Origin of the sequence: Colwellia sp. MB3u-41 (assembly GCF_014076845.1) — a bacterium.
Taxonomy (GTDB): domain Bacteria; phylum Pseudomonadota; class Gammaproteobacteria; order Enterobacterales; family Alteromonadaceae; genus Colwellia_A.
In genome coordinates this window covers 124,438-139,294 of sequence record NZ_JACGUT010000078.1, presented here as the reverse complement: position 1 = coordinate 139,294, position 14,857 = coordinate 124,438, and the positions used below count along the sequence as shown (strand labels likewise).

14 protein-coding genes and 1 pseudogene are annotated in these 14,857 nt (G+C 33.5%); 6 read left to right on the top strand and 9 right to left on the bottom strand.

The window, feature by feature from the left end:
- The first annotated feature begins 69 nt into the window (after window positions 1–69).
- On the top strand, window positions 70–966 hold the full coding sequence (locus H4J73_RS11215; RefSeq protein ID WP_182180948.1) for an alpha/beta hydrolase: 897 nt from the start codon (window positions 70–72) through the stop codon (window positions 964–966).
- 109 nt (window positions 967–1,075) lie between these two features.
- The gene (locus tag H4J73_RS11210; RefSeq protein ID WP_182180949.1) at window positions 1,076–1,861 is read left to right on the top strand and encodes an alpha/beta fold hydrolase; all 786 of its coding nucleotides are present in this window, start codon (window positions 1,076–1,078) and stop codon (window positions 1,859–1,861) included.
- Window positions 1,862–1,896: 35 nt separating this feature from the next.
- Here the strand turns inward: H4J73_RS11210 and H4J73_RS11205 are convergent, their stop codons facing one another.
- The 3 genes and pseudogenes from H4J73_RS11205 to H4J73_RS11195 all read right to left on the bottom strand — a co-directional run bounded on the left by H4J73_RS11205 (window position 1,897) and on the right by H4J73_RS11195 (window position 4,529).
- Window positions 1,897–3,069: a VWA domain-containing protein gene (locus H4J73_RS11205; protein ID WP_182180950.1), complete on the bottom strand. Its 1,173-nt coding sequence runs from the start codon at window positions 3,067–3,069 to the stop codon at window positions 1,897–1,899.
- 5 nt (window positions 3,070–3,074) lie between these two features.
- Window positions 3,075–3,422 (bottom strand): annotated as a pseudogene (locus tag H4J73_RS11200) (ATP-binding protein); the annotation flags it as partial.
- A 264-nt stretch (window positions 3,423–3,686) separates the two neighbouring features.
- A complete protein-coding gene (locus tag H4J73_RS11195) occupies window positions 3,687–4,529 on the bottom strand; it encodes a MoxR family ATPase (protein WP_182223490.1) in 843 nt (280 codons plus the stop codon).
- A gap of 967 nt (window positions 4,530–5,496) precedes the next feature.
- On the opposite strand from H4J73_RS11195, the gene H4J73_RS11190 reads away from it, so the two are divergent.
- From H4J73_RS11190 to H4J73_RS11180, 3 genes are all read left to right on the top strand, one after another.
- The gene (locus tag H4J73_RS11190) at window positions 5,497–6,498 is read left to right on the top strand and encodes a DNA-binding protein (RefSeq protein WP_182223491.1); all 1,002 of its coding nucleotides are present in this window, start codon (window positions 5,497–5,499) and stop codon (window positions 6,496–6,498) included.
- Window positions 6,499–6,528: 30 nt separating this feature from the next.
- Window positions 6,529–7,038 (top strand): hypothetical protein, encoded by a 510-nt coding sequence (locus tag H4J73_RS11185; RefSeq protein WP_182223492.1) that lies wholly within the window; start codon window positions 6,529–6,531, stop codon window positions 7,036–7,038.
- Window positions 7,039–7,240: 202 nt separating this feature from the next.
- The gene (locus H4J73_RS11180) at window positions 7,241–7,840 is read left to right on the top strand and encodes a site-specific integrase (RefSeq protein ID WP_182223493.1); all 600 of its coding nucleotides are present in this window, start codon (window positions 7,241–7,243) and stop codon (window positions 7,838–7,840) included.
- 592 nt (window positions 7,841–8,432) lie between these two features.
- Here H4J73_RS11180 and H4J73_RS11175 read toward each other — a convergent pair.
- Window positions 8,433–10,946, bottom strand: coding sequence for a P-loop NTPase fold protein (locus H4J73_RS11175; protein ID WP_182223494.1), 2,514 nt, complete (start codon window positions 10,944–10,946; stop codon window positions 8,433–8,435).
- 829 nt (window positions 10,947–11,775) lie between these two features.
- On the opposite strand from H4J73_RS11175, the gene H4J73_RS11170 reads away from it, so the two are divergent.
- Window positions 11,776–12,165, top strand: coding sequence for a VOC family protein (locus tag H4J73_RS11170; RefSeq protein WP_182223495.1), 390 nt, complete (start codon window positions 11,776–11,778; stop codon window positions 12,163–12,165).
- Here the strand turns inward: H4J73_RS11170 and H4J73_RS11165 are convergent.
- The 5 genes from H4J73_RS11165 to H4J73_RS21015 all read right to left on the bottom strand — a co-directional run bounded on the left by H4J73_RS11165 (window position 12,156) and on the right by H4J73_RS21015 (window position 14,713).
- Entirely contained in the window at window positions 12,156–12,797 is a 642-nt protein-coding gene (locus H4J73_RS11165; protein ID WP_182223496.1) for a helix-turn-helix transcriptional regulator, read from the bottom strand. The two genes, H4J73_RS11170 and H4J73_RS11165, sit on opposite strands and share 10 nt — an antisense overlap.
- Before the next feature lie 133 nt (window positions 12,798–12,930).
- A complete protein-coding gene (locus tag H4J73_RS11160; protein WP_182223497.1) occupies window positions 12,931–13,239 on the bottom strand; it encodes a hypothetical protein in 309 nt (102 codons plus the stop codon).
- A gap of 81 nt (window positions 13,240–13,320) precedes the next feature.
- Entirely contained in the window at window positions 13,321–13,887 is a 567-nt protein-coding gene (locus H4J73_RS11155; RefSeq protein WP_182223498.1) for a hypothetical protein, read from the bottom strand.
- A complete protein-coding gene (locus H4J73_RS11150; RefSeq protein WP_182250272.1) occupies window positions 13,880–14,026 on the bottom strand; it encodes a hypothetical protein in 147 nt (48 codons plus the stop codon). The genes H4J73_RS11155 and H4J73_RS11150 overlap by 8 nt, the downstream gene beginning before the upstream one ends.
- 573 nt (window positions 14,027–14,599) lie before the next feature.
- The gene (locus H4J73_RS21015; protein ID WP_404851960.1) at window positions 14,600–14,713 is read right to left on the bottom strand and encodes a hypothetical protein; all 114 of its coding nucleotides are present in this window, start codon (window positions 14,711–14,713) and stop codon (window positions 14,600–14,602) included.
- Between the last annotated feature and the right edge of the window lie 144 nt (window positions 14,714–14,857).

Sequence of the window (14,857 nt, the reverse complement as noted above, 5' to 3'; positions counted from 1 at the left end):
ATGGCACGCCAAAGCATAAATATAGCCATTAACAATAAGATTGTTCATTATTTTTTAGGTAGTTAACTGATGATAAAAAAAATAGCACTGTTCTTTGTCTTATTATTTTCCTGTGTTTACTTTGGCAGTGCCTGGTATTTTTCTTCGAAAATATTAATGCTACCGATCACCGAATGTACGCTCGCGCGTTTCTTCTATTGTGGCGAGCCAAGCGAGCAAGGTATTACCTTTAAAAATATTGTTTTCAAAACAAGTGACGGTTTAACTTTACCTGCTTGGTATATGCCTTCTAGTAATAAAAACGCCAAAAAAGCCATTTTATTAGTTCATGGCCGCACAGCAAATCGGACCGAAGGTATGCGATACGCTAAAGCTATTATCGCAGCCGGCTATAATCTCTTAGCCATTGACCTGCGTCATCCTCGCCAAGACCCTACGATTATTTCTACAATGGGTTATCACGAGAAAAAAGACGTGATTGCCGCTTTAGATTATTTAACGGTTGAGAAAAATATCGACTCGATTGGGGTCATGGGTTTTTCAATGGGCGCAGCAACTAGCATGATTGTGATGGCTAAAGATCCACGGATTAAAGCCGGAGTCTTTAGTGGTGGCTATGCTAATTCGATGGACGTACTCGCTGAACAGGCAAAAGTACTATACGGTTTACCTCGCTATCCGTTGATGCCAATGGTGGCGAAATTTTTTGCCTGGCGTGGCGATTTAGATATTGATGAGATCAACCCTGAAAAATACATTGCGAAAATATCTCCCCGTCCTATCTATATCATGCACGGCACCGCTGATAAAACAGTAGGATTTAAACATGGTCAACGTTTATTTGCCGCAGCCAAAGCACCTAAACAGTTTTGGCAAGCTGAAAATGGTGAGCATACTAAGCTATGGCAACTCGACAATGAAAAAGCTGAAACGAGTGTGGTGAACTTTTTTGATCGCTACCTCTAACCGCATGACGGTGAAACACGTTTAGTTGACTCCTACTTGACCCTCTCAAGCTAAACACAACGGTCACTGTCTTTAACGTAATTATTTTATTAGGTGTTTATAAACTTATATGTCAAAACCTGTTATTAATTTTGTCCATGCAAATGGCTTCCCTGCTGGCAGTTATCGCACTTTCCTATCACTATTTTCAAACGATTATTCAACCATTGCCTTAGAGCAATATGGGCATGACGATAATTACCCTATCCATAACAACTGGCAATTTTTAGTGAATGAACTGGTCGACTTTGTTAAAAAACAAGAGCAAAAAGTTATCTGTATTGGCCACTCTTTTGGTGGTGTCATATCTTTTATGGCGGCGTGTCAGCATCCTGAACTCTTTCGTGGGGTAGTGATGTTAGACCCTCCAGTATTTTCTGGCCCCTTGTCTTGGTTTTTAAAAGTTGCTAAAAAAACGCCTTTTATTGATAAAATATCACCCGCGGGGCGTGCTAAAAACAGACAAAAACATTGGCCTTCAGAAACAAAGTTAGTTAATAATTTTGCCAATAAAAAGCTCTTTCGACATTTCGATCCACGGTGCTTACAAGATTATGTAAACAGCGCAGTCACGCTAAAAAATAAAAGATGGGAGTTAATGTTTTCTCCCGACGTCGAAGCGGACATATTTAGACACTTACCTTGTAATTTAACAACGTTTAAAAATAAGCTTACTGTGCCGTCTGCTTTGATATATGGCGAGAAAACAGATGTTTTACCGGTTAGTTATTTTAATCGCTTTGCTAAAATGAATGATATACCACTGACTCAAATAGCCAATGGCGGCCATATGTTTCCGCTTGAGCAACCAGAAAAAACAGCGGCAATCATAAATAACATCATACAAGACTGGTAACAGGCCGACTAAGCTAAGATTAAATCGGCAAAAACCTAGCTTAGCTCTTTAATCGCTCTTCCTATACCGTCCACGGTTAAAGGAAACATTTTCTCGTTGATTAAACGCCTGATCACTGAGATAGAATGATGATAATCCCAGTGGCTTTCTGGTTGTGGATTTAACCAAGCCACCTTATTAAAGTGCCCAACAATTCTTTGCATATAATCAATACCCGGTTTTTCATTCCAGTGTTCTACACTGCCACCAGGCGCAGTAATTTCATAAGGCCCCATTGTTGCATCGCCAACAAAAATAACTTTATAGTCAGCACCAAACGTTCTAATAATTTCTTCTAAATCGACCGTATCACTTCGTCTTCGACTATTATCTTTCCATAGCCTTTCGTACACACAGTTATGAAAATAGAAAAACTCAAGGTGTTTGAACTCAGTATGCGCGGCCGAAAATAACTCCTCACACGTATGAATGTATTCGTCCATAGAACCGCCGATATCAAAAAACATCAATACTTTAACAGCATTATGACGCTCTGCTTCCATATGCACATCAAGTAAACCGCCATTTTTTGCCGTAGCACTAATGGTGGTATTAATATCAAGCTTTTCACTCGCACCAGTTTTAGCAAATTTCCTGAGCTTTTTAAGCGCTAATTTTATATTTCGAGTACCGAGTTCTCGGTCTTGATCAAAATTTCTAAATTCTCGCTTATCCCAGACTTTAACCGCACTGTTATTTCGATTTTTATCTTGCCCAACTCTTATTCCTTCTGGGTTATAACCATAGGCGCCAAAAGGCGATGTTCCACCCGTACCCACCCATTTATTTCCCCCTGCATGACGTTTTTTTTGCTCTTCAAGACGTTCTTTTAGCGTTTTCATTAGTTCGTCTAAACCGCCTAATGCTGTTAACTTGTCTTTTTCTTCTTGGCTTAAGTTTTTTTCAAACTCTTTTCTTAGCCAGTCGTCAGGCAAGCTTTTATCGAAAATATCAATCGCTTGAATACCTTCAAAATATTCTGCAAAGGCACTATCAAATTTATCATAATGAATTTCATCTTTAACCATTACAATTTTCGCTAAGTGATAGAACTCTTCAATGTTCGCAAAAACCACACCTTTTTTTAATAGCGCAATAAGGTCTAATAACTCGCGCAAGCTGCAAGGAACTTTGTGTTTTCTTAGGGTTAAAAATAAATCTATAAACACGCTCTTTACCTGTTTCTACGACTAATGAAAGCAAGCTTTTCAAGCAAAGATACATCTTGTTCATTTTTTAACAGCGCGCCAAATAAAGGAATGATATCGGTCTTTTTATTGATCAATATATCTTGAGCTACATCGTCGGCTACCAGTAATTTCAACCAGTCAATCAATTCTGAGGTCGATGGCTTTTTCTTAATACCCTGTATATCTCTAAGATTAAAAAACACTTCTAAGGTATGTGTAAGTAGTTCTTTTTTTACATCAGGGTGATGAACAGCAATAATTTGCTCCATCTCTACCTTGGTCGGAAATTTAATATAATGAAAAAAACAACGCCTTAAAAATGCGTCTGGCATTGCAGTACTACGTGTGTAATTTAAAGACTTAAAATAAGACAAGGGTAATAATAAACCAATCATACTGTACTCTACAAAGATTCTATAATGTGAAAATAAATTAAAAACAACTTCAGTCTTAATTGTGATAAAAAGTTAAATTTTACGGAAACTCAGTCTTAATTTTAATTATTATTTCGTTAGCGTTATCTGTAAATAGTATGAACTTATTTGGAATATATTTCATTTATCATACTATAACACCATGCTATTTTATTTGATTGTTTACGTTTTTCTCCTGCTCATAAACGCTAATTTTTCTAAAAGGTGTGCATCCTGCTCATTTTTTATTAGCGCACCTAATAGAGGAATAACACCTTTACTACTTTCTTTATCCACTAAAGCAGTTTGGGAAAGATTATCCGATATAATCAATTTTAACCAATCTATCAATTCAGAAGTAGAAGGTTTTTTCTTCAGGCCACTTACATCTCTAAGTTCAAAAAAGACTTCTAAAGCTTCAGCTAATAGTTTTTGTTTTATATTTGGATAGTGCACGTCAACAATCTTTTGCATTTCCTCTCTAGTTGGAAATTTAATATAATGGAAAAAGCATCTTCGAAGAAACGCATCGGGCAATTCTTTTTCATTATTTGACGTTATTATGATAATAGGTCTTTGTTTTGCCTTGACCACTTGCTGAGTTTCATAAACGTAAAATGACATTTCATCAAGCTCTAAAAGTAGATCATTTGGAAATTCAATGTCTGCTTTATCAATTTCATCAATGAGTAGCACTGGCCGTTTATTGGACTCAAATGCCTCCCAAAGCTTACCTTTAACAATATAGTTAGAAATGTCATTTACTTTTTCATCTCCAAGCTGTGAATCTCTTAAGCGGGAAACAGCATCATATTCGTATAGCCCTTGTTGTGCTTTGGTCGTTGATTTTATGTGCCATTGAATTAGCTCAACCCCCATACTTGATGCCAATTCTTCAGCTAACATGGTTTTGCCTGTACCTGGTTCACCCTTAATCAATAATGGGCGTTCAAGAGTTATTGCAGCATTTACTGCTAACTGTAGATCATCACTAGCTATATAATTTTCACTGCCTTTAAACGACATTAAATACCTCTTTAAATTTGTATGGGGAATCAGATGGGGGTAAAGTTATGTTAATTATACAGGAAATTTTTAAAGCTAAATAGTTCGATTTACTTTGACCTCGCGACATACAAATATACATCCCCTCTATGCGTTTCAAAGTATCTAAGAGCATCAAAATATAACGTAAAATTTATTTATTCACTTCCCATGTAAACTGCTATTTCACCCCAACTTGGGCATTTGATATTATTCGGCTAAATTGATTGGATAGCATAGTAAGTCCGGTAAAACCCATGCTTAAATAATCTATTCCAATAGCTTTTATTAATGCAATGATTATAATATGTTTTAGGAACATAATCAGAGTAAGTCAATACCCACTGTAGCCATAGCATTATTATTTGAATTCGTATGTGAATTTGTATTAGGTGACCACAAAGCCATGTAACCTGAGTATTCGCCTATATTGATGACTCACATATTGAACACCTTGATCTGAATGCACTATCAATCCAGCCTTTGGTTTACATTAATCAAAACTATTATATCTCTCTTGCTGCGCCAAGATTGAACTCCTATCTATATTAGATTGCGCTAGATTATTTTTTCAATTCTCAAGTGTTCTATGCACTATCACCCCATACCATTATTTTATGAGAAGTGAACTTATCCTTTTCTAATCTTAAATTAGTACCTTGTAAGTACCAACTTAATAACCTATCTAAAAACAAATACTCCTTTCTCAATGAAATAATTACATTTATGTGTTCTTAATTTACTTCCAATCTGAAAACAAGTTAGTACGTCACACGTACTAACTTGTTTTTATTATACTTATTTAAATTTCATTACTCATAAAAAGTAAAAAACTGACTATAGTCCTGAATGAGTAAGCATAAAAATGCTTCAAAACATGATAAAGCGAACGAACAGTGTTCGCTCGGTTTAAGTGTTCGTTCAGCAAAAACTTAGGAATAATTAAAACATGAGTAAATTAAACACAGAAGATAAACAGAATTTGACTGATAATTTTTGTAATGAATTATTACGCAAAGGGATAAAACCAACAGTTAGCTTAGTTTTAGAAAAATTGCCAAACAGTAGTAGATCTACAGGTCATAAATATTTAAAAAACTGGACAGATGCTCAAAATAAAAATAAAGAAGAGGTTTTTAAGAAACTAGGATTTTCATCCGAGTTTACTTCCAGTTTGTTGAATGAAATCAATCGTTTTAATTGTCATGCTGAAGGAAGATATAAAGAGCAAGCTCTAGACGCAATTGATCAACGAGATCATGCTTTATCTGATTTACAAAATTCAGAAAATAAAGTTAATGAACAATCTAATTTAATTCAACAGCAAGAAGAAAAGATCAGTGTTCTTCAAACTGAATTAGCAACAGAACATAAATCTCACGAAAGCATAATTATTGAAATCAGGCGACAACTTACCACTTCGGTTGACGACAATAAGCAACTAACTATCCAAAACGAATCACTAAGAACTGACATTACAAAATCAGAATTAAAGCTTGAATCTAATCAACAGCTTATTGATGAAATAAAGTCACAGAACTCTCACTTTATATCTGAAAACAAAGAACTTAATTCTACGATAGCTGAGCTTAATAGAGAATTATCAAGTAAAGAGTCAGCTATAACTGGTAATGAAAAGCTAATTCTGTCACTTGAAAAAGAGCAAGATAAAACAGGAAAGCAACTCATTAGTTTTGATAGCAATAACTCTAAACTGCAAACTGAAATTGCTTCAATTAGAAATGAGTTAGTCGATGTTAACTCCAAACTTTCCGATGAAAAAGATAAGCTCATCCAGCAAGTCTCAATTAATAATGAGCTTAAATCTAATTTTGAAGAGCATACCAGATCGCATGAGAAAACCTTGCGTAGTTATGAAGCCACTATTTCGAGCAATGAGAAACTAATAATTCAATTAGATAAAGAAAACTCAAATAAATCAGAGAAATGACATTAAAGCAAATAACTAGAGGTAAACATTATGTATACAATTGAAGATATAGAAAGAATGAAATATTCAACAGAAACTTCAGCTTATAACATCATTGGCGACAAAATAGATGGTATTACTGGGATCTATAAAATTGGTATTGAAGCGCTTGATGAAAAAGGAGGGGTTCAAATTGGAATTTCTTGTTTTAGAGAAGATACGGGACAGTATCTAAGGTTTACAACGAATAAAATTAATAATGTATTTCTCACTAAAATCCCAAATGGATTAATGATGACTGTTTCTTGTATTTTATTCACAGGGAGTTCCAGCTATGTAACAGCAAATTTTGCAAGGCTAATTTATAATATCAATCACACATCGTTGCGTTACCTAACTGATATTAAGGTAATTAAAGATGACCATTTAATTATTGACGAGATAATGAAAACAACATTATCTGGGAAGCTACTGTTCGTATATGGTGACAAGTTACTCAAACATAATGTAGGAAAAAATATAATATTTAATTTGTTACCAACTCCAAAGATTCAAACTTAAAAAGCCAATTCCATAGTTCACTGCTGTGAGTCAATAAATAGTTCTCCATATACGACCAAGTTAAGCTGTAAAAACATCAATGAACACCCGTACGCATAGTGTACCTAAGTCATTGTTATAAATTGATTTATCTAAAAATAAACATTTGTATTACGTAAATTCAAAGACTATAGTCCTACTTAGTTAACAAAAAGGAATATTTATGAAAAATGTAAAAGATGATAAAAACAAATGTGACAGAAAAGTGATTATTACACCCGATAAAAAAACTCAAAATGAAGGCTCTGATGACATTCCGTTTATTATTAAGCTATTAGAAAGATTATTATCCTCTGGTAAAGATAAAACACACGGTATTTGTTTTTTTATGTTTAATAGTGGTTTTCGTTTTGCTGAAATAATAGACCTTAAATTTTCTGATGTTGACTTCATCAAGGGGACATTAAATTTAGGTAGAGCTAAAAGATATCTACCTAATAAAGAAAAAGTCAGCATAACGCTAAATCATGAATCTTTAGCACTATTAGAAAAAATTCGCGATAAATACCCTAGCGACACTTGGGTATTTCAAGCAGAAAATGGTGATGATCAAAGAAATAAAAAACATCGTAGTTTAAGTCTTCAATCAGTAATGAATGCAATTAATCAAAATACAGAGCATAAGTTAAGTTTAAATAGTTTCAGACATGCTTATGCAACATCTAATTTCCGTAATCAATTAACTTCAGCTTCTATTATGGATATTAAAAATAATCTAGGGCATGAAACCATTAACACGACAATTAATTATATAAAAAATTAAATAAAGTTAACACCAATAGGTCTATAGTCATATATTACAAATAGAGCCTATGTCGCAGTATGCTGCGGTGATTAAATAAATACTCACCGCAATATACTTAGCTATACAGGTTCGATAGCGATAATGCTGTCATCAATAACTTGTGTTATGTCGTTAGTTTGTGTTCTACGCTTTCGCTTCTAATATTTGAAATCCCAGCAGTGAACTGCAATCTTCTATGTTCAGGTGGAAACGTTCTACTGATAGTGCCGCTCAATCGAATTTAAATTTGCCATCCTAAAAAGTTTAACTATTCATAAAAGCAGACGTAATCATTCATTAATATTATATGAAGATGCGAGACTTTTAGCCCAATATTCTCTGCTCGCTTGTGAGGCAGGTTTAAGCTCATTGCTGCCGTTAGAGTTTCGCTTATAAAAACTAAATTTTGCCATAGAATGGACACTAGATTATAAAGATAAGTAATATTTCGGATTAGGTTTTGTATCGATAACACCTATCAAATATTTTATAGAACCTAATTTTTTAAATTGTAATATATCTATACTATACCGAGTTGTTCCGCCCCAAAAAAGTAAGTTAATAAATAGTACTATAATAAGACCGCTGAATTTGTATTTGAAAAATCATGCCAAAACTCGATATAACGGAATAAACTGTGATCATCACATTCATCTTTCATTTCTTGAACTGAAGTTAATTTAGTTTGCTCTATTAAATCAACTTTTAGTGAGTTATTTAAACAGTCAAACCTTTCTTGGTTAATTAAAACCTCTCCTGAAGTTGAAGAAAAAGTAAATAGAATAGATAAGTTGTTCAATATTCTTGGTTTTACTCTCGAATCATCTTTGATATGTGTAATTAAAGATTCTATAAGGGGGATCCAATCTACCATTTTTACATTCAAATCAGCATTTATGTCATTATTTTTATATGACATTTCCTGTATTAAATAAATTAAAGTAGTTGTATTGAACTCTTGTTTAAGAAAAATATTCCTTGTTTGGAAAGCTCTTATTAAACTTCTTCTAAAATATTTAGATAAATCATACTTTATTGTCGAGTCTAATTTACGTAACACTTCAAGTGTATAATTAAGATCATAAATCAGTAACCTTCTGACTATTATTACCAGCAATCCTTTTCTTTTAAATTCGGGCATATATCGATTTTCAGAAAAACGAACTAAGTTATTTAAAAATAGAACTTTCGTTTGATTGTAATCATCATTTTCATATGTATATCCATGTTCAAATTTAGTTTTATAACAATTGATTATACTAATGAAAAATTGCTTAACCGCTTTTTTTTCAGTTATTTCCCTCGAATTTAAGCTCCAAAATGAACTAGCAAAGCGATTAAACAACTCCATCCAACGCTCATCATTGATTATTTTCCCTACGAATTCACCATCGACTGGAATTGAGTTTTCTGCTTGATTATTAAATTGACTAAAGGCAATTAAAAACTTCTGATCTGACTCTTCAAACTCTCCAACTTTTTTTCTAGCAATTCTTTTGAAATAATTGACCTTAGTTACTCTACTAGATATTTTTTGACGAGCAGAGCTTTCGGTTACTCGATCATTTTCATTTATAATAGAGTCCCATGCAGGGAAAACATAAGCTAAACAGTTTGAGATATCTTTAAACTCAGAACTAGTGACTTTTGAACTTCTGAATAATGAACTAATCCTTTCTTTTTCAATCTTTAATTTTTCTTCACTTTTAATTAACTGAAATATACCATTAGACAGTTCTACTTCATGTTTCAAGACTAGTTCAAAAATCTCTGGATATGCCTCTCTTATCAAGGTAATTATCAGTAAATCAATTAGATCTACTTCACCTAACAGTATTTCTTTTCTCCAAACTTCATCTACGCTAACTTTTATGTGCATTAAAATTCGGGGGGTGGCTATAAGGTTGTTAATAGATTCGGACAATCTATCTGACCTTCCTTGCCATCTACTACTAAAATTATATAAAGATAGGCTCTCTAAACTGTAATCACTTCCTAATACACAGCCATCTTTTGCAGCCATATTTACCCAAAACTTTAACTGCTTATCTAACTCTGAAAGGTAATTCTCCGATACAAGATCTTCTCTATAGCCACAGACTTTTCTCAATATTTCACTAGTTTGTTTTGTATAGCCTGTCGCAATTATAAAATTCAATCGGCTTAGAGAATTAAGCTTATCTAAAATTACTGCTAAAGAGTTACAATAATTATCAGGGTTAGAATTTCTATCAATATCTTCTATTCGAATTAATATATCAGTTTCAGTTAAGTCTAAAATATCATCTAAATTTTTTAATTGCTCCGTAAGTGAGGTAGGTTGCCCTGTTAGTGTTCTAAATACTGCATACAGCCAGTTATTAGAACTTTTCATGGCTAGTTGGTAATCTAATGGCAATGATTGAAAAGAACTCACATCAAAGCTTGCTGATAATTTGGTTATTATACTCTGTAGAATATACTGCCCGATTGATGAACTGCTAACCCCCCAACTATCAATACGCACTATTAGCCAATTTTCTTTTTCTAGTTCAATTTGTAAATTATCTAATATTGTTGTTTTTCCAGCTCCATATTCACCACAAAGTGCTATTTGAGCAGAGCTATTAGGCTCTTTCAGACGAGATAAAATTCTATCAACGTATAAATCTCTATTGAATAACAGTTCTTTCGTAGCTATTTGATTTAAAGGAGGTTGTGATAGATATTTAACAACTATATAAATGAATAGACCTAAAATAATCCCCCAAAAAGGTAATGATTCTTCTTCGAAAAAAAAGGCTGAATTTCTGAAATTTAAAATTAAAAAAACGACAAACAGTGATGTTACAACTACATGAAGTGGAAGGTAGGCTAATTTAGGGAGAAACAGTCTATTAATATGGCTAACGCCAATTCTAACTAGCCAAATCTGAACACTATACCCAACAATAATTGCGAATATAAATTGTTCATTTATACTGAATTTATTAAAGAAAGTGCTCCATTTAAGCGACAAAACTAAAAAAGGATCCAACCTTAAAATAAAGGCTATAAATAATGAAACTATTACACCAATTAGTAGAAGACTAAAATTCCTTTTCATACACCCCCCTTTGATTTTTATCAAAACATTGTAACATCTTAAGGTACCAAAATTATTTTTAAAACATTACACTCTCTTTTTTAGAGTAACTGGACTGCCCCATATCATTAGAAAATTTATGCCAAAATATTTATTGCTACCTTACGCTTATCTAACAAAGCAAACACTAACAGTTTCATGATAAACGACCGCAATGGTGGCATTGTTCACACTCAGGCTGAACGACTTACGCGCAAAATTCCATATACTCATCTGCTGGGAACGTCCGCTATCAGGAAGCTGGCTAGCGTAATATGGTTAATCCGTCATGTCAGGTGTAGATCAAAATAGATTGAAAATTTAAGCTAAAACTCACAATACCAGAGATAGCAAACTTAGCAGCTCGCTGCTGTGTTTCAATAAATACTCACCGCAACAACTAAGCTGCTTTGATATCGATAATACTTTCATCAATAACTTGTGTTATGTCATTAATATTTCTCTATCTGGTTTATCACTTCCCTTCTGACACTTTAAATCCCCTCAGCGAGCTGCGGATTGCCTATGTAAATAACATGTCTTTAGAGCGTTTCAAATCGCAAGAAAATAATGGCAACTAAGTTGTGAGCAGAGAAGAAGTAATATTTCAAAATTGTGAGTGTTTATCTAGGTAAACTGAACACCCGTGTATCGACTGCCAGAAAGTACCTACTTTCATTATCTTTTAGCCAGCCGATTATAGTATTGTTGTGGCAGATCATTTAATTCAAGTATTGTCGCAATTGTTCAAGACATATTGATTATCGATCTATAACCTTCTTCAGACTGTAACCAATAGGGAGGCAACGCCTTGAAATTTAAATACACAATACTTTATGTTGATGATGTTGTTGAAACATTCAGTTTCTATGAAAAAGCATTTGGCCTAAAAAAGAAAATGCTCCATGAGAGTGGAGAGTATGGGGAATTAGATACAGGCAGTACGACACTTTCGTTTTCCTCTCTCAAGCTCATGAAAAAATTAGGCAAAAATCCTGCTAAAGCTAACTTAAAAGCTCCCACGTTTGAGATAGCTTTTGAAACTGATAATATAAAGACGGCACTGTCTAAAGCACTGGTGGCAGGGGCCTCACTCGTGCAAGACGCTACAGATATGCCTTGGGGTCAGACAATAGCTTATGTAACCGAGAACAATGGCTTTTTAGTTGAAATTTGTACGCCTGTAGCTTCTCAGGCATAGCCTTTGTCATTTAGCTGTCTGATAATAGCTGGAGAATTTAATACCTGTACTGGTGTTAACCCAAACCAGCGCTGAAACTCTCTATTCATATGAGACTGATCAGAAAAACCGTAGTTTTCTGCAACATCAACTAGGCATACACTTTGGCTTAAACTTCTGGCAGCTTTTCTAATCCTGGCTAATTGTAACCAATAGCCAGGTGTTCTTTTGGTTTTGCTTAAAACCAGTCGCTGCAAAGTTCTGATGCTGACCCCAAGTTGAGCAGAAATTTGTTTTACCGAACCCATCTCACTGGCAAAACACGTTAGTGCTTCCTCAATCGAGCTTTCGGTAGAAATAAAGTCACCTATAAAACCTTTCACATCTTCAACATGAAGTTGTTTTGTTTCAATGTAGTCTAATAATTCACGCTCTTTAATTTCTGCTCCGGGGCTTAAACGAAACCCAATATAATTGCAGCTTGCTTCTATCTGAATAAGTTCGGATCGATCGTATAGAGGTGACACTAACCAATTTGGTTTTTCATTTCCCAACGTTTTGACTATCAAGTCGCGGCAACCATCTGGAATGACAACTGTCGTTGTTGTGCCACTAAAGTTTGCACTCCAAATAGAAATCATACTATCGTTCATATTTCTTAAGCCAAATATTAGATTTAATTTTTATCTTTAAACTCACAAAGATCTTCAATAATACAAACTAGCATCAACATGGCTGTAACACAAATAGCGTGTCATCCGGGCTGATTGCCTGTGTTCCAAAAAATCATGATCCCCATAAAATAATAAATTTATTATCTGAGTATTTTTCTATACCTTCAAAACAATAAGAACGGCCTGTTGCTGTATACAATTCATCAACTAAATCGTTTAGTTTTGTTATCAATTTAATCAACTCTTCAAAAGTTACCTTATTGCTATTTTCACCCAAAATATATAAATCATTTCCTTTGTCACATTTTGCCAGGTTTATATTATGACTATAAATTCTTGAATATATTTCTATTGGGCCTTTTTTCCCAACTATTTCGCTTGCTACAACTAAAATCTCTTTTGCTGAATATAAATCACTCATATTTACCCTTAATTTAAAATTAACACTTACACTTCACCAGCTCAAATCCAAAAAATCATGCACTCGAACTAATTGAGATATTTATATTAATTTTCGTGACTTACACTCTTCCAAAATATCTTCATCACTAATGTTTCTTAATCGACTAAGAGAGTCTACTTTTTTGCATTCTATAATTTCATAATTAAATAAATTATTCTCTGAATGCTTTAGTAGTTGCTCATTAACATGCATTAGCTTGAACCGCGAACCTTTCGCGATTGATGTTTCCCAATTTTTAGCAGAGCCTCCAGAATTTACATTACCTTCAATCAATGCAACATTATCTCCCGTTATAGCTCCTGAGTCTCGACTATAAGCGCTGGCAACAACCTTACCAGCGAATCGAATAGGCTGTTTCACCATATCAATGTCGTTAGTAGCCGTGACTTCAATATTTATAGTTTTTGGTCTAAATGAGCCATCTGAACCATAAAAATCAACTAGAATGTTTTTAACCTCATTCTCAAAATCACTGTCAACAATCCAGCCTTTTTTCAATGAGTCCCAATTGACTTTTCCTAGCTTTTTAATGAGTGAAATGGCTTCAGGAAAGTATTCAATACAAACTAATATTTTTGAATCATTCAATGTTGAAATACTAAGCATTAATGCCTCCAAAATTTGTTAGCGATGAAAATTCACAGGACAAACCTCCCCCCATTTTAAGTAGTGAATGCGTAACTTTTGTATCAATATTTTCTATTGAATTCGGGATTGTACTTTTTTTATTTTGTATATCTAACATTTAGATCTCTTTTTAATTAAGTAAAGACTAAGAGAAATTTAATTGAATTCTTTCTTTATATCAATACTAGATTACTAATAAAAATATAATAAAAATATATAGTTAGAGTTTATTTACATTCATTAATAATATGAAGTATAGAATATTTAGTATTTTAAATAATTGAACTAAACTCTAGTTTTGTTCATGTTGGTTATGATTTTTTTGAGCTGACTGAAACTGTAAACAGGATTTCATTTTATAAAAATTGGAAAATACGTAATATTTTACTATTGGTAGGTTATTGAAGATGATTTTTTGATCATGGATGAATTATAAGAATAATACTCTGACGAGAAAGAGCATACTTACAAAACAAGTTACAATTAAGCAAAGGATTATATAGGGTAGATTTCGCAGCTCGCTGCGAGTGACTTTATTAAAGATTCTTTACAAATTTTACTAAACTAAGCAGCTTTCACATCTATGCGACTTTCATCTATTGCATCAAACAACGCTAGAAGTTGTTTCACTGATGAGTCAAAGCAACTAATTGAGGTGTTTCGTTTGGTGTTTGATAGCAAATTCCTGCCATCAAAAATGGCTCATCATTTGCTTTTGAAAACAAATACTTCTGCTTTTATTGCTTTTTTCAGTTCGCCATTCGTACCAATCACTACATGGGACCAGAAAATGATGAGACCTAATAACATCCTTAAATGTCGGCTTTGAAATAACGGTTACACTCTGAGCGTTAATTAGTAAACGCTTTGATCAACTTGGTTGTATTCCCGCTAGTTTTCTATCCTTAACATTATCGTGGGCAATAAATCCTTTACTTAAAACCCCATT